Origin of the sequence: Staphylococcus pragensis, assembly GCF_004785665.1 — a bacterium.
Taxonomy (GTDB): Bacteria; Bacillota; Bacilli; order Staphylococcales; family Staphylococcaceae; genus Staphylococcus; species Staphylococcus pragensis.
Genome location: NZ_SRPJ01000001.1, coordinates 905208 through 924789 on the forward strand (window position 1 = coordinate 905208; position 19582 = coordinate 924789).

General features: G+C 30.9%; 21 protein-coding genes and 2 pseudogenes. 1 reads left to right on the forward strand and 22 read right to left on the reverse strand.

Annotation, left to right across the window (positions count from 1 at the left end):
- Window positions 1-185: 185 nt before the first annotated feature.
- Window positions 186-2009 carry a translation elongation factor 4 gene (gene lepA / locus E2558_RS04490; RefSeq protein ID WP_126567001.1) on the reverse strand — a complete coding sequence of 608 codons (1824 nt, stop codon included), beginning with the start codon at window positions 2007-2009 and terminating at the stop codon, window positions 186-188.
- Window positions 2010-2345: 336 nt separating this feature from the next.
- On the opposite strand from lepA, the gene rpsT reads away from it, so the two are divergent.
- Complete coding sequence (gene rpsT, locus E2558_RS04495; protein ID WP_103298117.1) at window positions 2346-2597, forward strand: 30S ribosomal protein S20; 252 nt, start codon at window positions 2346-2348, stop codon at window positions 2595-2597.
- Between the two features lie 38 nt (window positions 2598-2635).
- Here the strand turns inward: rpsT and holA are convergent, their stop codons facing one another.
- The 21 genes and pseudogenes from holA to greA form a co-directional block, all read right to left on the reverse strand.
- Complete coding sequence (gene holA / locus E2558_RS04500; protein ID WP_126567002.1) at window positions 2636-3610, reverse strand: DNA polymerase III subunit delta; 975 nt, start codon at window positions 3608-3610, stop codon at window positions 2636-2638.
- A 78-nt stretch (window positions 3611-3688) separates the two neighbouring features.
- A complete protein-coding gene (locus tag E2558_RS04505) occupies window positions 3689-5872 on the reverse strand; it encodes a DNA internalization-related competence protein ComEC/Rec2 (RefSeq protein WP_126567003.1) in 2184 nt (727 codons plus the stop codon).
- 6 nt (window positions 5873-5878) lie between these two features.
- Complete coding sequence (locus E2558_RS04510) at window positions 5879-6337, reverse strand: ComE operon protein 2 (RefSeq protein ID WP_126567004.1); 459 nt, start codon at window positions 6335-6337, stop codon at window positions 5879-5881.
- 132 nt (window positions 6338-6469) lie between these two features.
- Window positions 6470-7174: a helix-hairpin-helix domain-containing protein gene (locus E2558_RS04515; protein ID WP_226386328.1), complete on the reverse strand. Its 705-nt coding sequence runs from the start codon at window positions 7172-7174 to the stop codon at window positions 6470-6472.
- A gap of 46 nt (window positions 7175-7220) precedes the next feature.
- Complete coding sequence (locus tag E2558_RS04520; protein WP_126567006.1) at window positions 7221-7946, reverse strand: class I SAM-dependent DNA methyltransferase; 726 nt, start codon at window positions 7944-7946, stop codon at window positions 7221-7223.
- A gap of 1 nt (window position 7947) precedes the next feature.
- A complete protein-coding gene (gene rsfS / locus E2558_RS04525; RefSeq protein ID WP_103298677.1) occupies window positions 7948-8301 on the reverse strand; it encodes a ribosome silencing factor in 354 nt (117 codons plus the stop codon).
- The gene (yqeK, locus tag E2558_RS04530) at window positions 8302-8886 is read right to left on the reverse strand and encodes a bis(5'-nucleosyl)-tetraphosphatase (symmetrical) YqeK (protein WP_126567007.1); all 585 of its coding nucleotides are present in this window, start codon (window positions 8884-8886) and stop codon (window positions 8302-8304) included.
- Window positions 8876-9448, reverse strand: coding sequence for a nicotinate-nucleotide adenylyltransferase (locus E2558_RS04535; protein WP_126567008.1), 573 nt, complete (start codon window positions 9446-9448; stop codon window positions 8876-8878). Before E2558_RS04535 ends, yqeK begins: the two co-directional genes overlap by 11 nt.
- 3 nt (window positions 9449-9451) lie before the next feature.
- On the reverse strand, window positions 9452-9742 hold the full coding sequence (gene yhbY, locus E2558_RS04540) for a ribosome assembly RNA-binding protein YhbY (protein ID WP_126567009.1): 291 nt from the start codon (window positions 9740-9742) through the stop codon (window positions 9452-9454).
- Window position 9743: 1 nt separating this feature from the next.
- Entirely contained in the window at window positions 9744-10550 is an 807-nt protein-coding gene (gene aroE / locus E2558_RS04545) for a shikimate dehydrogenase (RefSeq protein WP_126567010.1), read from the reverse strand.
- Between the two features lie 13 nt (window positions 10551-10563).
- Entirely contained in the window at window positions 10564-11664 is a 1101-nt protein-coding gene (gene yqeH, locus E2558_RS04550; protein ID WP_126567011.1) for a ribosome biogenesis GTPase YqeH, read from the reverse strand.
- Entirely contained in the window at window positions 11665-12192 is a 528-nt protein-coding gene (locus E2558_RS04555; RefSeq protein WP_126567012.1) for a YqeG family HAD IIIA-type phosphatase, read from the reverse strand.
- A 22-nt stretch (window positions 12193-12214) separates the two neighbouring features.
- On the reverse strand, window positions 12215-12901 hold the full coding sequence (mtnN, locus tag E2558_RS04560; RefSeq protein WP_126567013.1) for a 5'-methylthioadenosine/S-adenosylhomocysteine nucleosidase: 687 nt from the start codon (window positions 12899-12901) through the stop codon (window positions 12215-12217).
- A gap of 161 nt (window positions 12902-13062) precedes the next feature.
- The gene (locus E2558_RS04565) at window positions 13063-14301 is read right to left on the reverse strand and encodes an NRAMP family divalent metal transporter (RefSeq protein WP_126567014.1); all 1239 of its coding nucleotides are present in this window, start codon (window positions 14299-14301) and stop codon (window positions 13063-13065) included.
- Window positions 14302-14312: 11 nt separating this feature from the next.
- Window positions 14313-15065 carry a 5-oxoprolinase subunit PxpA gene (gene pxpA / locus E2558_RS04570; protein ID WP_126567015.1) on the reverse strand — a complete coding sequence of 251 codons (753 nt, stop codon included), beginning with the start codon at window positions 15063-15065 and terminating at the stop codon, window positions 14313-14315.
- The gene (locus tag E2558_RS04575; RefSeq protein WP_103328073.1) at window positions 15065-16426 is read right to left on the reverse strand and encodes an acetyl-CoA carboxylase biotin carboxylase subunit; all 1362 of its coding nucleotides are present in this window, start codon (window positions 16424-16426) and stop codon (window positions 15065-15067) included. Before E2558_RS04575 ends, pxpA begins: the two co-directional genes overlap by 1 nt.
- Window positions 16427-16440: 14 nt before the next feature.
- Window positions 16441-16695: pseudogene (locus E2558_RS12595) on the reverse strand (acetyl-CoA carboxylase biotin carboxyl carrier protein); the annotation flags it as partial.
- A 74-nt stretch (window positions 16696-16769) separates the two neighbouring features.
- A pseudogene (locus E2558_RS12600) lies at window positions 16770-16893 on the reverse strand (acetyl-CoA carboxylase biotin carboxyl carrier protein subunit); the annotation flags it as partial.
- A gap of 3 nt (window positions 16894-16896) precedes the next feature.
- A complete protein-coding gene (locus tag E2558_RS04585) occupies window positions 16897-17898 on the reverse strand; it encodes a 5-oxoprolinase subunit C family protein (RefSeq protein ID WP_126567017.1) in 1002 nt (333 codons plus the stop codon).
- On the reverse strand, window positions 17888-18619 hold the full coding sequence (gene pxpB / locus E2558_RS04590; protein WP_126567018.1) for a 5-oxoprolinase subunit PxpB: 732 nt from the start codon (window positions 18617-18619) through the stop codon (window positions 17888-17890). The genes E2558_RS04585 and pxpB overlap by 11 nt, the downstream gene beginning before the upstream one ends.
- A 448-nt stretch (window positions 18620-19067) precedes the next feature.
- On the reverse strand, window positions 19068-19544 hold the full coding sequence (gene greA, locus E2558_RS04595; protein WP_103298269.1) for a transcription elongation factor GreA: 477 nt from the start codon (window positions 19542-19544) through the stop codon (window positions 19068-19070).
- Window positions 19545-19582 lie beyond the last annotated feature (38 nt).

Below are 19582 nucleotides of genomic sequence, written 5' to 3' on the forward strand. Positions count from 1 at the left end.
TTTTTACACCCCCACTTTAAATTCTCGAATAAAAAAAGGTTAAGACGAAGGTACATAAGTTCAGTAGTTTTAATTAAGTAGAAACAGTAAGTTTAACACCTAATTTTAACCAAGGCTGAGACATTTTATTTTGTCTCAGCCTCTCTATATACAGTACCTATGATTGTCTTAACCACATTAATGTTCTATTCGTCATCCATTTTTAAGACAGCTAAGAAAGCGTCTTGAGGAATTTCTACGCTACCTACAGCTTTCATTTTAGCTTTACCTGCTTTTTGTTTTTCTAAAAGTTTACGTTTACGGCTAATATCCCCACCGTAACATTTAGATAAAACATTTTTACCCATTGATTTAATATTAGTTCTAGCTACAATTTTTTGTCCGATAGCAGCTTGAACAGGTACTTCAAATTGTTGTCTAGGAATCAATGTTTTTAATTTTTCAACTAAAGCTTTACCTCTTTCGTAGGCAAAGTCTCTATGAACGATGAAACTTAAAGCATCGACTTTGTCACCATTTAACAGAATGTCCATTTTCACAAGATTACTTTCTTTATTCTCAATGAATTCATAATCAAATGAAGCATAACCTTTAGTATTTGATTTCAGTTGATCAAAGAAATCGAATACGACTTCTGATAATGGGATTTCGTAAACAATATTTACTCGAATATCGTCTAAATAATCCATATTGATGAATTGTCCACGTTTACGTTGGCATAGTTCCATTACTGCACCTACATAATCATTAGGAACCATCATTGTTGCTTGAACATATGGTTCATAGATAGCTTCGATTTTATCACGTTCCGGCATTTGAGCTGGATTATCTACAGTAACTTCTGAACCATCTTTCATCACACATTGGTAAATTACAGATGGAGCAGTAGCAATTAATTCAATTCCAAACTCTCTTTCAATACGTTCTTGAATAATTTCCATATGAAGCATACCCAAGAAACCAGTTCTGAAACCAAAACCAAGCGCTTGAGATGATTCAGGTTCAAATTCTAATGAAGCATCATTTAATTGAAGTTTTTCAAGTGCTTCTCTTAAATCGTTATAGTCTTTATTATCTATTGGGAATAATCCACAATAAACCATAGGATTCATTTTTTTATAACCTTTTAAAGGCGCCTCTGCAGGTCGCTCAGCATGAGTAATTGTATCACCCACACGAGAATCATCTACATTTTTAATACTTGCAATAATATAACCAACATCACCAACAGTTAATTCTTCAACAGGCAACTGTTTCGGTGTGTTAATACCTACTTCACTTACTTCGAATTCTTTACCAGTAGCCATCATTTTAATACGATCGCCAGCTTTTACAACGCCTTCCATTACTCGAATTGATGAAATAACGCCTCGATATGGGTCGTACTCAGAATCAAATATAAGTGCTTTTAAAGGTGCACTTGGGTCACCTTCTGGAGGAGGTACAACTTCGACGATTTTTTCCAAAATTTCTTCTATACCGATGTTTGATTTAGCACTTGCTAATACAACGTCATCTTGATCTAAACCAATAACATCTTCTAATTCTTGTTTTACCCTTTCTGGTTCAGCAGCAGGTAAATCAATTTTATTAACAACAGGTAGTAATTCTAATTCATTATCTAAAGCTAAATAAACATTTGCTAATGTTTGCGCTTCGATTCCTTGTGCAGCATCAACAACAAGAATTGCACCCTCACAAGCGGCTAATGATCTAGATACTTCATAAGAAAAGTCTACGTGTCCTGGTGTATCAATAAGATGGAACGTATATGTTTTTCCATCATTCGCTTCATATTTTAATCGTACTGCATTTAATTTAATTGTAATGCCACGTTCTCTTTCAAGATCCATAGAATCTAATAATTGGTCTTGCATTTCTCTTGTTTCTACAGATTTTGTGTTCTCCAAAATTCTATCTGCTAATGTTGATTTACCATGATCAATATGAGCAATTATAGAAAAATTTCGGATAGTCTCTCTTCTGTTATAGCGTTCTTGCATATCCATAACCTATCATTCTCACTTTCATAAAATTAGCCCGTATATGTATACATCTTTGATATAATATCGTTTTTAAAACTTAATTGCAAATTTGAGATAAACTATAATATTTTAACTTTATAATTTATAATTAACATGTTTCAACGAACTAGTTGTTAATTTATACTTCAATTATAAAGTGTTGAATTAGGCTTTCCAATAGCAAATACGATTTAATTTCTAAATAAAATCGTTTAACTTCAATTAATGATTGCACAAACATATATGTTTTGATAAAATATTTCTTGTTGTAATCAAAATAAAATTTGATATGCTAAAGCTCACTTTTAGGAGGTGACAGTAATGCCAAATATTAAATCTGCTATTAAACGTGTGAGAACAACTGAAAGCGCTGAAGCTCGTAACATTTCACAAAAAAACGCTATGCGTACTGCAGTGAAAAACGCTAAATCAGCTATCGCTAATAACGCTGATAATAAAGCTGAATTAGTTAGCTTCGCTATCAAATCAGTTGATAAAGCTTCACAAAGTAACTTAATTCATTCAAATAAAGCTGATCGCATTAAATCACAATTAATGTCATCAAGTAAATAATTTTTTAAAAAAGTTCAAGCTTAGCGCTTGAACTTTTTTTATAGGGATAAAATAAACAATTCAAGTATCAATTGTTTATCCATATAAGATGATTTTAGTTTATAGTCTGTTTCAGCACAATTATCAATGATATTTAAAAGCTGATTTAATTGGTAGTGTCTTACTTGTGTAAGAGCAAGTTTCACTCTATATGGATGTACATTAACTGTCTTAGCAATTTGTTGACCACTATAGCCTTTTTGAGAAAGTATCTTACATTGATAATACAATCTATAATTACTCGTAATTAATGCCAATAACTTTATAGGTTCTTCCTTCATGATAATTAAATCTTTTACAAGTGAAATTGCTTTAGCTTTTTGCCCTTTTTGAATATATTCTGTTAATAAAAAAACGTTTTGTTCTAAACTACGATTAATGATTAAATTAACATCCTCTTTGGTTATTGTTGCCCTATCACCTAAAAATAAGATGATTTTTTCTAATTCTTGTGACACGATGTTGAAATTTATACCTGTTAATTCAATAAATAAATTTAATGCATCTTGCTTAATATCTTTATAGTTTTCATAAAGTTTATTCTGTATCCAAGATTTAATTTCTTCTTCAGACATTTGTTCAACTTTAGAAAGTTTGCCCTTTTGTTTTAACGTTTTAGTTATCTTTTTTCGTTCATCCAATTTATTTTGATAAATTTCAAAAATGATAAGATTCTCGCCATCATATTTATTAAGAAATTCTAAAATTTGATCATTATTAGGTGTTAAATCTTTTGAAACTTTTTCGCCTGTAAAAATAAAAGAATTTTTAACAACAATTGCTTTTTTCTCTGAAATGAAAGGCATAGTTAATGTTTCTTCAATAATATTAGACATGCTATGTTCATAAAGATTAAATTTTATATAATTAAAATCATCTTTTTCTTCATTTAAAAAGTCATTTACAATTTCATTGCTCTTCTTTTCAACAAGCTCTGGTACTTCTCCATAAACGGCCACTATATTATTTCCCATAGTAATGAGCACCCTTTCTAATTTTTACACGTTTACATATTATATCATGAGACAATTATTATCACTAATTTTCAATAATTAATTAAAAGAGGTACTAAAGTGATTATCGAGATCAATAGAAATTTCGCCATCATTTTGAGTATTAAAAATTTTAGAGTCTAATTTTAAAAGAGAATCAATTGTAGATTGATTAGGAAGATGATACTTATTATTTTTCCCACTAGATATGACACTTATAGAGGGATGAATTTTTTCAAGAAATGGGAGCGAACTACTCGTTTTACTGCCATGATGCCCTACTTTCAAAATATCTACTTTAGGTAAGTCATATTTTTTAAGTAATACAGTTTCATTATTTTTTGTCGCGTCTCCCATTAATAATATATTAATCTTTCTATATTTAACTAATAAAACAATACTTTGTTCATTTTTATCCTCACTCATTGGTATATAAGAATGAAGAAAAGATATATTACTATTTGATAAATGAATGGTATCAATCTTTGCTGCATCAAATAATTTGATATTATTCTTATCACAAATCATTCTTATTCGAGAGAGTTGTTCTTTTGAGTAACTGTAAACATTAATATATAATTTTTTAATTTTAATATGACTAGCCAAGTAAGGAAATTCAGCAATATGATCAGCATGTGGATGTGTAAGGATTAAATAATCGATTGAAGATATACCTTTAGATTTTAAAGAAGGGAGTATATGATATTTTGAAATGTTATGATTATCGGATTGATTATTTGAAGATTCTTTTCCTCCAGTATCAACCATTAAAGTTTCATTTTTATTAGTTTGAAACAATAAACTATCCCCTTGCCCTACATTTAAAAAAGTAATTGTACTGTGATATGGTTGAGAATTGAATAAGATTGCTACTATATAGACTAACAGAATTAGAAAACTTGCTAGTACTTTCTTGTGGCAAATAAAAACAAAACTTAAAAGAGAAAGTAAAAAGTAGATTAGTAAGTTAATTGGAGAAGTTGAGGCAACAAATATTTGTTCATTTTTAAATATAAGAAATAATTTTAGAATAACATCATGAAAATCAAAAATATTGTTCATGAGATTGTTAATAAAGTTAACATTATTAACGAAGTGATAAATAATAAATACAAATATTGATAAAGGAAAGATAACGAAACTATAAAAAGGGACAAAAATTAAATTTGAAAATAGTCCAATCCATTGAAGTTGATTAAAATGATATATACTTAAAATTGAGGAAGATAACTGAGCGATAAATGTTAGAAATAAAAGACTTTGTAAGTGAGACAACGAATTAATTAGTGGTAAAGATAGAAGTATAAAAAATGATATTAAAAAGGAAAATTGGAAACCAATATCATATATTATTGTTGGGTAGCTAATTGTTAAACCAACAAACACAATACTTAAAATATCTAGTGAAGAAAGTTTAAACCGATGAGGAATAATTAGAAATATAATTGTAGCCAAAATTGCTCTTAAAGCACTTGGGGCGAAGCCAGTATAGAAAGCGAAAAGAATAAGCACTAAGATTATAGCTAATTTTATCAGCAATTTTGGAATATTGAATCTCACTAAACTTTGGTGTATTAAGAAGGATATAGTAGCAATATGAGAACCACTCACAGCAAGTAAATGATAAATACCTATTGTTTTGACTTTTTCTAAATACTCTTTATCTATCCCGCTCATATCACCAGTAATTAATGCTAATATTTTTTCAGGATTTTTTAAATTACTATGCTGAAGTTTATTTGTAATATATTTTATATGTCGCTCAATAAAATTATCATGAACAAGCACATGACATTGTTTATAATTAATTTCTTTAATGAATACATATGCCTTATCATTAATAACATTTGAAAGGGTTCCCTTAATTGGACAAGCACTATGCTCTAGCATACTCGCTATTATATTATGATTCTTATTTATATATGTAAACGAATACTCAATACCATCAATATTAAATTCGCCTTTAAACTGATTTTTAGTTTGGCTAACCATACCGTTAAATACTACTTCCCTATTTATAATTTGATGCATACTGTAATATTGGTTAAGTTTAGCGCTTGCGTTTATATTATGTTCTGCTACTAATATCCCAAAAATGAAACTTATAATTAATAAAATGAAAAAGTTAAAATTAAATTGTTTTTGAAGACTGAGGAAAATTAATAAACTTATAAGGAATAGTGAAAATACTTTTAAGTGAATCCACAAAATTCCAGATAATAAACTTAAAGCAATATAAATCATAAGTTATTAATTTACTAAATATCGAGCAACCTTTTCAGCTGAAAAATTAATTTGCTGATGCTCTATTCCTGACTGAGCTAACAATTTAAGTGCATATTCATGATTATGATAATCTTGAGCATAATATATTCTAGTAATACCAGCTTGAATGATTGACTTTGTACAGTTTAGACAAGGAAAATGAGTTACATATATAGTAGCACCTTCAGTAGATACACCTTGTTTTGCACATTGAAGTAATGCATTCATTTCAGCATGAATTGTACGAATACAATGACCATCTTCGATTAAACAACCTTCGTCAATGCAATGAACTTCTCCTGCCACTGATCCATTGTAACCACCGGCAATGATTCTATTATCTTTTACAATTGTAGCCCCCACTGAAAGACGTTGACAAGTTGAACGTAATGCCAATAAATGGCTTTGGGCCATAAAGTATTCATCCCATTTGATTCTTTCCATAATTTTCAACTCCATTAAAGTGTATATTAACTAATATTATAGTTTAAGCCTATAGACATAGTAAATTAAAAATTAAGACTACGATTAACATATTATTTTAAGTTGATTATTTATCAAATTACTATTTTATTTTTAAACTGTAAAGTAATCTTTTATTTTTTCGAAAGTTTTACCTCCAATACCTTTGATATCTTTAAGATTATCAACACTATTAAACTGGCCATTTTTTTGTTTATATTCTAAAATTTCTTTAACTTTTGTCGGTCCTATTCCTGGAATATTTAAGAGGTCACTTTCAGTAGCAGTATTCAGATTTACTTTATTTTGAGTAGAATTTTTTCCATTTGAATTGATACTAGAAGGTGGACTAGAAGAATTTTTATTTACATCGTTTTTAGAAGGAACATTAATCATTTTTTGGTCAGTCAACTTTTCAGATAAATTAATTTGAGTGACATCAGCCTCTTTTAATAACTTTGCTTTTTTTAACACATCATTAACCCTATCAGAGCTTTTCATTTCATAAACATCAGGTTTCTCAACAGCACCTTTGACATCAACTAAAACGGTTTTATTTTCTGAGTCCTTTTTATCTAAATTATCATCTACACCTTTTTTATTTTTGTGATGATTGTTAACTCCTTGATTAGAAATTTTACTATCATTATTTGAAGTATTTACTAGGTCATTGTTCAAATTTGTTTCTGAAATATCCCCTCCTTTAAAAAATATTAAGAAAACACCAATTAATATAATACTAATTGCAATTATAATTTGAACCTTCCATTTCAGAATAAAATTCATTATGTCATTTATATTATTAAACAAAAAACTCATCTCCTTATATATATAAACGTATAAGGAAACGAGTTTACTTTAAAAATTATTTATTAACGACGAAAAATAGTCTTTCTCCATTTTCATCATGATTATTAATATCAAAATCTACAAATGTTTCAACTTTAGAAAAGCCAGCTTGATTTAATAAATTACGATAATGTTGCTCTTCAAAAGTTCTTTGATAGTGAGACTCATCAAATCTATGATAACTACCATCAGTATTTTTAATGAAAAAGCTCATATCATGATAGACACTATAAGGCTCCTCACCAACAATTGCTTCCCAAGCAAGGAAAGTATCATTGGTTTCATCTATATAACATTGATTATTGAATAGCGTGTTCATTTTAAAAATAGTGTGAACATCAAAAATAAAAACTCCAGAATCTGATAGATGATTATATACACAATTAAACGTGTGAAGTACTTCTTCATCATCTGGTAAGTAATTCAGTGAATCACAAAATATTGTTATGACATTAAACGTTTTATTTAATGAAAAATCGGTCATATCTCCTTCTAACCAAGTCACTTGATTAGATTTATTAGCAGCAATGGATAGCATTTCACTACTTAAATCCATTCCCGTAACCGTTCCAATAGAAGTAAGTAACGATGTTAAACTTCCTGTGCCACAGCCGATATCTAGTACATCAAGTTTGTCTGTAAAAGGCTGTGCATAATGCTTAACTATAGAAAACCACTTGTCATAAGGTTGATCTAAAGTTAATTGATCGTATACTGTACTCATTTCAACATACTGAGTCATATTAATAAACTGCCTGTTCGTATGTTTCTATTGGCGCATCTTGATATAATTTCTCAATATTGTAGTAATTACGTTCATCTTTATGGAATATATGTACTACAACGTCTGCTAAATCAATTAATACCCAACGAGCACTTTGATATCCTTCCATACGTTTAACATCGATATCTTGCTCATGAGCAGCTTCCTTAACAGCTCTAGCAATTGATTGTACTTGTCTTTCATTATTACCATGACAAACCACAAAGTAATCAGTCATATCACTGATACCTTGCATACTAAGAGAAACGATATCTTCCGCTTTTTTGTTTTCTGTCGCATTGACAGCAATATTTAATAATTCTTCTGAATTCATTTAATCATCCTTTATTTTTTGATCACTATAATTGTAATAGTTTAAACATGAAATCGTTGCGCCGAATACTGTAATATCTTTACCAATTAAAAATAAAACTGTGCGCTTAGATATCTCATAAATTGTTTTATCTAAGCTACCTTGATTGTATGCCATATCTCGGATTTCTTCAACTCCGGGGGTCTTTCTTCCAGGCTCAATGTAATCAGCAATAAAAACTAATTTTTCAGTTTTAGTCATTTCTTTACGACCGGTAGTATGGTTTTTAATAGCTAATAAAACTTCTTCATCTTGAACATTATATTCAGACTTCATAATTGCTGCACACACTGGGCCATGTAAAATTTCGCTGCCATAACTTAATAATTCGCTATCTAAATCGTGTTGGCGTACGATTTGATACATCGTACTTAAATCATCATATTTGCAATAATCGTGTAAGACGCCGGCTAATTCTGCTTTATCTTTGTCACCATCATAAATTTCTGCTAGTTTAACTGCTGTTTCAGCGACTCTTAATGAGTGTTTGAATCTTTTTTCAGGTAATTTATCTTTTATTAATTCAACAGCTTTTTTAATTTTCATAAAATCCTTCCTCTCTAATATAGTTATTAACCTTTCGGGGGACTAAGACATTTATAGTTTCTTTATTTTTTACGCGTTGTCTAATCATAGAAGAACTAATATCCATACGAGGAATAGTAATAGAAATCATATCCTCGTCAACTGTTTGATGATTTACGCCACGATTAACAATGATAAAAGTAATTAACTGTTTTAATTCTTCGATTTTATACCATTTATCTAATTGCTCATATTGATCAGTGCCAATAATAAAATAGTATTTAGCATCAGGTTCAATATTAACCAAATCTTTTAAAGTATCATACGTATAACTTTGACCTTTTCTTTGTAATTCAGCTTCACAGATTTCGCCAAAGCCAAGGTCACTTATAACCATTTCAATCATTTTCATCCTAAATTTAGCATCTAAATAATCATCATGACTTTTAAGAGGTGCCATATAACTTGGTAAAAAATAGAATTTATCAGGTTTAATAATAGAATGAACTTCATTAGCTACTAGCATATGTGCAGTATGAATCGGATTAAATTGACCGCCATATAAAACGATTTTTTTTACCATAACTTAAGGTAAAGTGATTTCTTTATTTTCTTCAGATTCTCTATAAATGACAATCATTGAACCAATTACTTGCACAACTTGACTATTAGTAGCCTCACTTAAAGTAGTTGCTAATTCATTTTTATCATCAAAGTTATTTTGTAATACGTGAATTTTAATAAGTTCTCTATTTTCAAGTGTATCATCAATTTGAGCAATCATATTTTCATTAATACCAGCTTTACCAATTTGAAAAATAGGATCAATATTATGAGCTAAACTTCTTAGATATCTTTTTTGTTTTCCTGTAAGCATATTATTCTCCTTTTAAATTTTTTAGTACTGCATATTTCATTTCTTGAATATTTGCTTGGTTTCCAGTCCAAATTCTAAAACTTTCTGCACCTTGATAGACGAACATATCCAGGCCATTATAAATTTGATTTCCTTTAGCTTCAGCCTCTTCTAAGAAAGGCGTTTTATAAGGAATGTAAACAATATCACTTACCAATGTATTTGGTGATAGATGTTTTAAGCTAATGACATGTTCTTTATTATCATCCATACCTGCAGGAGTCGTATTAATAATAATATCGAATTCATCTAAATGAGTCTCAGCTTCTTCAAGTGAAATCGCATTAACATCTAATGTCCAAGATTCAAAACGACTTATTGTTCTATTCGCAACTGTTAATTTAGGTTGGACGAACTTGTTCAATTCGTTTGCTATACCTTTACTCGCCCCCCCAGCACCTAAAATTAAAATATAAGCATTTTCTAAATCTGGATATACTTGTTTTAAGCCAGTTACATAACCTAGACCATCAGTATTATATCCAATCCATTTGCCATCTACTATTTTCACAGTGTTGACTGCACCTACAGTTTCTGATTGTGCATCAATTTCATCTAAAAAAGGAATGATACGTTCCTTATGTGGGATGGTAATATTAAAACCAGAAATATCTTTTTCTTCAATAATTTCGCGTATTTGATTAAAACGTTCTACTGGAATATGCAATGCTTCATATGAATCATTCATGTTTAATGAGTGAAAATTAGCATTATGCATGATTGGAGATAATGAATGTGAGATTGGATCACCTATTACAGCATATTTCATTTAAATTACCACCTTACATTATAGAGTTACGTAATATTACATCAACATTCTTTGGAACTCTAACGATTACTTTTGCGCCTGCTTCAATAGTAATAAAGCCTAATCCAGAAATCATCACATCTCTTTTTTCTTTACCCGTTTCTAATCGGACTGCTTTAATATTACTCATATCAAAATTCTTAGCATCTTTTGGAGGGGTTAAGACATTGCCAATTTGATTACGCCATAAGTCATTTGCCTTTTCAGTTTTAGTACGATGAATATTTAAATCATTTGAAAAATAGCACACTAATGGACGTTTTCCACCACTTACATAATCAATTCTTGCTAACCCGCCAAAGAATAAAGTTTGCCCTTCGTTTAGTTGAAAGACACGTTGTTTAATCTCATTTTTAGGTACAACAATTTTTAATTCTTTTTCAGTCACGTAATGCGTCATTTGATGTGCTTGAATAATACCCGGTGTATCATACATAAATGTACGTTCATCAAGTGGAATATCTATCATATCTAAAGTAGTACCTGGGAATCTTGAAGTAGTAACGACATCTTTTTCTCCGACACTTTGTTCAATCAACTTATTAATGAGCGTAGATTTCCCTACGTTTGTAGTGCCGACGATATAGACATCATTATTGTCACGGTGGTGATCGATTGCCGCTAATAAATCATCAATTCCCCAACCTTTGTGAGCAGATATTAATATCACTTCTTCGGCCTCTAATCCGTATTTTCTCGCTGTTCTTTTTAGCCATTCTTTTACACGACGTTTATTAATTTGTTTAGGTAGTAAATCAAGCTTATTAGCTGCTAAAATAATCTTTTTATTACCTACAATACGTTTAATAGCGTTGATAAAAGACCCTTCGAAATCAAAGATATCTACGACGTTGACAATAATTCCTTTGCGGTCAGCTAATCCGTTTAATAAATTTAAAAAGTCGTCGCTGTCCATCCCAACATCTTGAATTTCATTATAATTTTTAAGTCTAAAACAACGTTGACAAATCACATCTTCTCTAAATAAATTATGTTCTGGCACATAACCAGGTGCATTTTTATCTTCAGATTGAAGAGGTGCTCCACAACCTATACATTTTAAAGTTTCATCCAATCAATTTTCCTCCCATTTAATGTATCCTTTATTTTTAAAATAATTTAGTAAACGACGTTCGATTATTCTATTAAATTTCGTAATAAATCCATCAGTTCTTTTCACGGGAACAACCATGATAGTATATAAACCATTGCGATTACCACCAAAAACATCTGTAAGCATTTGGTCGCCAATAACAATTGTTTCTTTAGGTTGAATTTGCATATGCTTAATTGCTTTTTTAAATGCTTTACCCATAGGTTTACGTGCTTTAAAGATAAAATCCACATTCAAGTCTTTAGAAAAACTTGATACACGTTCTTCATTATTATTTGAAACTATAGTGATAGTAATACCTAAATCATTGGCTTTTTTAAACCATTCTTTAACTTCAATAGTAGGAGATTTTACGTCCCATCCTACTAATGTATTATCTAAATCTGTAATAATGCCTTTAAATCCTGCTTTTGCTAATTTTTCAATATCAATTTCAAAAACAGATTTAACATAATCATTTGGCATGAAATATTTTTTAATTAACCCCATAATCTTCACCTTTAATATTTTTTTATAGTTCAGATATTAACTTTTCTACAATCTTACTTGATGATTGAGCTGCTTTTCCTAAAAATTCTTCAAAAGACATTTCAGCTTCTCCATTAGCTAAATCTGAAACAGCACGTGTAACAATAAATGGTACTTTAAATTGATAACAAGTTTGTGCGATTGCTGTCGCTTCCATCTCAACAGCCATAGCAGTTGGAAATTGTCGTTTAATATTTAAACGTTGCTCCGCACTGCCAATAAAACTATCGCCACTAACAATTGGACCAACTTTAGCAGTTAAATCTTGATTAATAACGATTTGTTCAGTTAATTTTAATAGTTTTGAATCTGCACTAAATTTCGCAGGCATTTGAGGTATTTGGCCATATTCATATCCAAAAGCAGTAGCATCAGCATCATGATAAATCACTTCATTACTAATTAAAATATCACCTACTGCTAAACTCTCATCTAAAGCACCTGCAGATCCCGTATTAATGATAATTTGGGGATTAAACTTTTCAATCAATAAAGTTGTTGAAATAGCTGCGTTAACTTTACCTATTCCACTTTGAGTTAGTACCACTTCTTTATTGTTTAGTTTACCTCTGTAGAATTTTACATGAGCTGAAGTAATTTCACTCAACTCTACTAATTTATCTTTTAAAATAGCTACTTCTTCTTCCATAGCTCCTATAATTCCAATCATATTTACACCTCTATCTTCATCTTAGCATAAGCTATTTTATCATAATTTTATAGTCATCACGACCAAGATAAGTTAATTACACGATAAATAGTGGTTCTTTAATTTTAAAAATAAAAATAAGGCTGAGACATTTGATATTTGTCTCAGCCTGCTCAAGTATATTAGCCTTTCCATAGAGTGGCTAAATCTTGTAATGAGAATATTCCAGTAATAATTGTAACTACTACCGCAAGTATACCGAATACTAGCATCCAAGTTGGATGTTTATAGTCTCCGACAACTGATTTCTTACGACTTGCGATAAGGATAGCTCCTAATGTGATAGGTAAAATCCAACCATTAATAGCTCCTGCAATAATCAATAAGCTTACTGGTTTACCAATAAACAAGAAGATTAAAGTTGATACAACAATAAAAATAATGACGATAAGGTTATTTTTATTAACCATCGATTTATGTAACGTTTTTAAGAACGTTGCACTAGTGTATGCAGAACCAATTACAGATGACATAGCTGCAGCAAAGATAACTACACCAAAGATGTTTTTACCAATAGGTCCTATAGCATGTTCAAATACTGATGCTGGTGGATTATCTGCACTTAAAGTTACACCAGTTACCACTACACCTAATACTGCTAAGAAAAGTAACGTTCTCATAATACCAGTAGTTAAGATACCAGCAATAGCAGAGCGGTTGACGAATGGTAAAAACTGTTGACCTTTCATACCTGAATCAAGCAATCTATGTGCTCCAGCAAACGTGATGTATCCTCCAACTGTACCACCAACTAAAGTAATAATTGGTAAAATCAATTTAATAGGATGTTCTGGTGCTACTGTACGAACCAATGCTTCTCCATATGGCGGATTAGATACCACCATGACATATGCCACTACAAGTATCATAACCACACCTAGAATCATTGATACAACGTCCATAATTTTTTGACCACTTTTACTTACAAATATTAAAATAGAGAATATCGCTGTGATAGCAGCGCCCCACTTAATATCTAGTCCAAACATCGCGTTTAATCCTAGACCTGCACCGGCAATGTTACCTATATTGAACGCTAATCCCCCAAAAGCGATTAACAATGAAATGACTGTACCTAAACCAGGTAACACTTTGTTTGATACTTCTTGTCCTCGTAAACCAGTTACTACAAGTACACGCCAAATATTTATTTGAGCGCCAATATCAATAATGATTGAAATCAATATTGCAAAAGCAAAACTAGCATAAAATTCTGCTGTAAATACTGCTGTTTGTGTTAAGAAAGCTGGTCCAATTGCTGACGTAGCCATTAAAAAGACTGAACCATAGAGTAAACGTCTATGATTTTTTGTGAATTGGAAATCTTTCTCGTTAGTTTTTGGTTTTAAATTTTCTCCCATCTTGGAACCCCCTATAAGGATTGAATATCAATGCCTTCTTTCGTTAATTTTTTTCTGATTTGTGATACAAAATCTAAAGCATGGGCGCCATCTCCATGCACACAAATTGTATCGGCTTTTAAATCAATTTCTTTCCCATTTTTACTAATCACTTTATTTTCAGTAACCATTTTAATTACTTGATCTAACGCTTCATCAGTATCTGTGATAACTGCATCAGCTTCTTTACGACTAACTAATTGGCCATTATCTTCATAACGTCTATCTGCAAAGACCTCTGAAGCAGTCTTAAGACCAACTGATTCAGCTTCTGAAATTAATAAAGAATTAGATAAACCTACTAAAATTAATGATGAATCAAAGTCATATACAGCTTGTGCAATAGCATGGGCAATATTTTTATCTTTTGCACCCATATTATATAAAGCACCGTGCGGTTTTACATGGTTAATAGTTGTGCCATGGGCTTTACAAAATCCTTCCAAAGCACCTAGTTGATAAATCATTAAATTGTAAACTTCTTGTGGCGCAATATCAATATTTCTGCGTCCGAAACCTTTTAAATCTGGTAGACCAGGATGTGCACCAATACTTACACCATTGTCTTTAGCTATTTTCACTGTGTCATTCATTACATTTTCATCCCCTGCATGGAAACCACAGGCAACATTAGCAGAAGTGATCAATGGAATAATATCTTTATCCCCACCAAATGAATAATTACCAAATGCTTCGCCTAAATCACAATTCAAATCAATCTTCATTAAAGCTCAACTCCTTTGATAATTTGATGTTTCTCAAGGAATTTAATATCTACATCTTTTGCATCGCCATCAGCATATAATGGATAGCTTAAAACTGCATATAAAAAGTCTGCTGTAGTTGAAAAGCCTTCAATTACCATTTCATCAAGTGCTACTTTTAATTTTTTAATAGCATTTTCACGATTAGCATCTTTAACAATAACTTTAGCTACTAAAGAATCGTAATAAGGAGATACTTGATAACCAGGATATAACAGAGAATCAACACGAATATTAAACCCTTGAGGTAAATGTAACTTTTTAACTTTACCAGGTGTAGGTTGGAATTTCTTTTCAGGATTCTCAGCATTAATTCGTGCTTCAATAACATGGCCATTAAACACAATATCTTCTTGAGTGAATGGTAATTCGCCATGTTGTAGTAAATAAAGTTGTGCTTGCAATAAGTCTCTATCAGCACGCATTTCAGTTACAGTGTGCTCTACTTGGATACGTGCATTCATTTCGATGAAGTAATGTGCATCTTCTGTAACTAAGAATTCAATTGTACCTGCACTTCTGTAATTAGAAGCTTTAGCTACTTTAACAGCGTCTTCACAAATTTGTTTGCGTCGCTCTTCTGATAGAGCCGCACAAGGAGATTCTTCAATTAATTTTTGGTTTTTACGTTGAACGGAACAATCACGCTCACCTAAGTGAACATAATTTTCTTTACCATCACCTATAATTTGAACTTCTACGTGTTTTGCTACTGGTATGAATGCTTCAACGTATACACGATCATCATTAAAGTATTTTTGGCCTTCGCTTTTGGCTTCTTTTAATGATTTTTCTAATTGTTCAGGTTCTTTAACAATACGGATACCTTTACCGCCACCACCGCTAGCAGCTTTTAAAACAACTGGGTAACCAATTTCTTTAGCTAATTCTTTAACTTCTTCTACTGAATTAACCGCACCAGACGAACCTGGTATTACAGGAACGCCAGCAGAATCTACAGTTTGACGCGCAGTGATTTTATCACCCATCATTTCCATAGTTGTTTTATTAGGACCAATAAAATGGATATCATTTTCTTCAACTTTTTCAGCGAACGTTGTACTTTCAGATAGGAAACCATATCCTGGATGAATCGCATTAGCACCGGTAATTTCAGCAGCACCAATTATACGTTCAATATTTAAATAACTGTCTAGTGGGTTAGCTTCTCCAATACAAACAGCTTGGTCAGCAAGGCTAACGTGTAAGCTTTTTTCGTCCCCTTTAGCGTAAATCGCAACAGTTTCTATGCCCATTTCACGACACGCTCTAATGATACGGACCGCGATTTCTCCTCTGTTAGCTACTAAACAACGATACATACACAAGTTCCCCCTTATTTGACTTTAACTAATACTTGATCATATTCTACATTTGTTCCATGATCTACAACGATTTCGGCTACTTCTCCGTCAACGTCACTAATCACTTCATTCATGACTTTCATCGCTTCGATATAACCAATTACATCGCCAGATTTAATTTGATCCCCTACTTTAATTTGAGGTTCAGTTAGCTCTTTACTATCTTGTAAGAAGAAAGTACCAACCATAGGAGATTTAATTTCTTGAGCGCTATCATTTGAACTACCATTTTGACTTTGAGTTGAAGCTTCTTCATTTGTATTATTATTTTGCACTGTTTGTGAAGGAGCACTTACATTACCTTGGCTTTGAACGCCTTCTGTAAAGTCTAACTCTAATTCACTTTTATTATCTTTGAATTTGAAACGTTTAACTCCGTTTGATTTTACTAAATTAATGACCTCTTCTATTTTTTTAATATTCACTAATTATTCCTCCTCAATTATTTTTGCCAATTTATGTGATGTTGATCGCATAGATTGAATATTGTAGATTGGTTCTTTTTCAATACGATTAAGCAATGTTTTTAAATGTTCATCAAACTTTTGTAAATGTTGATTAGCATCCTCAATCGAAATCCATTTAAATTGAAGTTGATCGCCTGGTTTCAACTGAGCTAGCTTATTCAAATCAAGTTGACTCACTGTTGCTATTTTCGTATATCCTCCAACAGTTTGTTTATCATTCAATAAGATGATTGGATTGCCGTCATTTGGTACTTGAATACTACCTAACGCTACAGGCTCAGATATAATATCGGCACTTTCTTCAGGTGCAATATTATTACCTATTAAACGGTACCCCATTCTATCTGATTGGTCGGAAATATTGTATTCACCTTCAACTAAAAGATTTCTTTTTTCTTCTGAAAATGCCTCAAACTGTGGCCCTTCTATAATATGAATAATGTTATCTTTAGGTGTAGCATCATAATCAAGCGTTTTACCTAAATTGTTTTTATAGGTGTCGTTAGACTTAACTTTAATAACATCATTCTTTTTCAAAGTTCTGCCTTTATATCCGCCGATTTGACTTCTAGTGTGCGTTGAGTAACTATCAGCAACTTCAATGATGTCTAATGGACGACCAAAGAATAAATAGCCACGAGCACCTTCTATAGCAGAACCTATTTCAAGTTTATCGCCTTTTGCAGCGAACATTACTGTGTTATGTGCCACTTCTTGTTGATTCAACTTAGCATTAAATTTAGCACCAGTAATAACGAAAGTATTATCTTCTTGAAATTCAATGGTTGGGCCTATAACTGTAAATTCAAGGCTTGGTCCCTCATTATTGATTAAAGCCTGACCTAATTTGAAACTATTTCGATCCATTGCACCAGCACTTGAAAATCCTAAATGTTGGTAACCATAACGCCCTAAATCTTGTACTGTAGTAAAGAGACCAGGCTTAATAATTTTAATGCTCATAGTTATTAGTCACCCACTTTTCTTTATTAAATTTATTATTTGCAATTTCAGTTTCTATTTCTTTAAAAGTAGATTCATCAATCGCATAAAATTTAATATAATCACCAGCTTCGTAAAGCGTCATTGGATTTGAATATTGATCAAAGACTTTTAAAGGTGTACGACCAATGATTTGCCATCCTCCTGGAGAATCTGATGGATATAAACCTGTTTGATTATTAGCAATACCTACTGAACCAGCATTAATCTTGACTCTTGGTTCAGAACGACGAGGCGTATGTAAACGTTTATCCAATCCACCTAAAAATGGGAATCCAGGCATAAAGCCTAGCATATAAATTAAATATTCATTATCAGTGTGGATTTTAATTACTTCATCAATACTTAAGTTATTGTGTTTTGCAACTTCCTCTAAATCTGGACCAACTTCTAAGTTATATAGTACTGGAATATGTATCACTTTCTTATCATCATTCTTATTTGATGTAGAAAGTTCAATATCATCTAATTCTAGTTGTGTTATAAGCTGTTCATAATTTAATTGCTTATTGTCAAAATTAATCATAATTGCTCGATATGAAGGTACAACATCTCTAATAGCTGAAATATTTTTTGAAAGTATGTATTGTGTAGTTGTATCTACATCTTTATAGTTTTGTTCACTAATTTCTTCTTTGAAATAAAGTAAAATTGATTGTTCATTTATAACTTTAATTTCCAATATGATGCCTCCCCCCTCTAAAAGCTACTTACATTTCTAAACAAGTTCCACTAATAAATTAGCTTTGATTTTTTTTATTTTGAAAATGTGATTAGCTTAGCTAGACATAAAACAATATTTATAAAAAAATTATAACATTTGTAAATCGTAATTGTTTAATAAGTATTTCAAATTAAGAATAATAAAAAAAGTAAGGACAAAATTGTAATCGCTTACTTTATTGTATTCATAGCATTTATTTAGTTGTATTTACATAGTTATTTAAGCATATAAAATACAATTTGTCATGAAAAATTTATAATTTTTAAAAAGATTTAGTCATATTTATACCGTAAAATGTTTATTTTAAAGGTAAAACAATTTAAAAATGTTAATTTTACAATATTTTTCGTATGAAACTAAAGAAACACTTCAAATATCTAAACTGACATTTGAAGTGTTATATAAATTACTTAATATCTACGATTTTAACGTTAATTTCGCCACCATTTGGAAGTGGTACGCGAACTTCATCATTTAAGTTTTTACCAATTAAAGCTTTAGCCATTGGTGATTCATTTGAAATTTTACCTTTAAAGGCATCTGCTTCTGCAGAACCAACAATTTGGTAACTTTCTTCTTCATCACCAGGTAATTCTACAAATGTTACTGTTTTACCAATTTGTACTACATTGTTATCGCCAGTATCTTCAATAATTAAAGCATAACGTAACATATGTTCAATTCGTTGAATATCTTGTTCGATAAAACCTTGTTCGTCTTTTGCTGCATCGTACTCTGAGTTCTCAGATAAGTCACCAAATGAACGTGCAACTTTAATTTTTTCAACTACTTCTGGACGTTTAACCGTTTTTAATTCTTCTAATTCTTGTTCTAATTTTTCATAACCTTCTTGAGTCATTGGATATTGTTTTTGATTTTCCATTATGTCATCTTCCTTTTCACATACTGAGATTTAACTTA

Excerpts from the sequence above, each read along its gene's own strand:
- lepA (WP_126567001.1), bottom strand. The coding sequence starts at position 2,009 with ATGGATATGCAAGAACGCTATAACAGAAGAGAGACTATCCGAAATTTT.
- rpsT (WP_103298117.1), top strand. The coding sequence starts at position 2,346 with ATGCCAAATATTAAATCTGCTATTAAACGTGTGAGAACAACTGAAAGC.
- holA (WP_126567002.1), bottom strand. The coding sequence starts at position 3,610 with ATGGGAAATAATATAGTGGCCGTTTATGGAGAAGTACCAGAGCTTGTT.
- E2558_RS04505 (WP_126567003.1), bottom strand. The coding sequence starts at position 5,872 with ATGATTTATATTGCTTTAAGTTTATTATCTGGAATTTTGTGGATTCAC.
- E2558_RS04510 (WP_126567004.1), bottom strand. The coding sequence starts at position 6,337 with ATGGAAAGAATCAAATGGGATGAATACTTTATGGCCCAAAGCCATTTA.
- E2558_RS04515 (WP_226386328.1), bottom strand. The coding sequence starts at position 7,174 with ATGAGTTTTTTGTTTAATAATATAAATGACATAATGAATTTTATTCTG.
- E2558_RS04520 (WP_126567006.1), bottom strand. The coding sequence starts at position 7,946 with ATGACTCAGTATGTTGAAATGAGTACAGTATACGATCAATTAACTTTA.
- rsfS (WP_103298677.1), bottom strand. The coding sequence starts at position 8,301 with ATGAATTCAGAAGAATTATTAAATATTGCTGTCAATGCGACAGAAAAC.
- yqeK (WP_126567007.1), bottom strand. The coding sequence starts at position 8,886 with ATGAAAATTAAAAAAGCTGTTGAATTAATAAAAGATAAATTACCTGAA.
- E2558_RS04535 (WP_126567008.1), bottom strand. The coding sequence starts at position 9,448 with ATGGTAAAAAAAATCGTTTTATATGGCGGTCAATTTAATCCGATTCAT.
- yhbY (WP_126567009.1), bottom strand. The coding sequence starts at position 9,742 with ATGCTTACAGGAAAACAAAAAAGATATCTAAGAAGTTTAGCTCATAAT.
- aroE (WP_126567010.1), bottom strand. The coding sequence starts at position 10,550 with ATGAAATATGCTGTAATAGGTGATCCAATCTCACATTCATTATCTCCA.
- E2558_RS04555 (WP_126567012.1), bottom strand. The coding sequence starts at position 12,192 with ATGGGGTTAATTAAAAAATATTTCATGCCAAATGATTATGTTAAATCT.
- mtnN (WP_126567013.1), bottom strand. The coding sequence starts at position 12,901 with ATGATTGGAATTATAGGAGCTATGGAAGAAGAAGTAGCTATTTTAAAA.
- E2558_RS04565 (WP_126567014.1), bottom strand. The coding sequence starts at position 14,301 with ATGGGAGAAAATTTAAAACCAAAAACTAACGAGAAAGATTTCCAATTC.
- pxpA (WP_126567015.1), bottom strand. The coding sequence starts at position 15,065 with ATGAAGATTGATTTGAATTGTGATTTAGGCGAAGCATTTGGTAATTAT.
- E2558_RS04575 (WP_103328073.1), bottom strand. The coding sequence starts at position 16,426 with ATGTATCGTTGTTTAGTAGCTAACAGAGGAGAAATCGCGGTCCGTATC.
- E2558_RS04585 (WP_126567017.1), bottom strand. The coding sequence starts at position 17,898 with ATGAGCATTAAAATTATTAAGCCTGGTCTCTTTACTACAGTACAAGAT.
- greA (WP_103298269.1), bottom strand. The coding sequence starts at position 19,544 with ATGGAAAATCAAAAACAATATCCAATGACTCAAGAAGGTTATGAAAAA.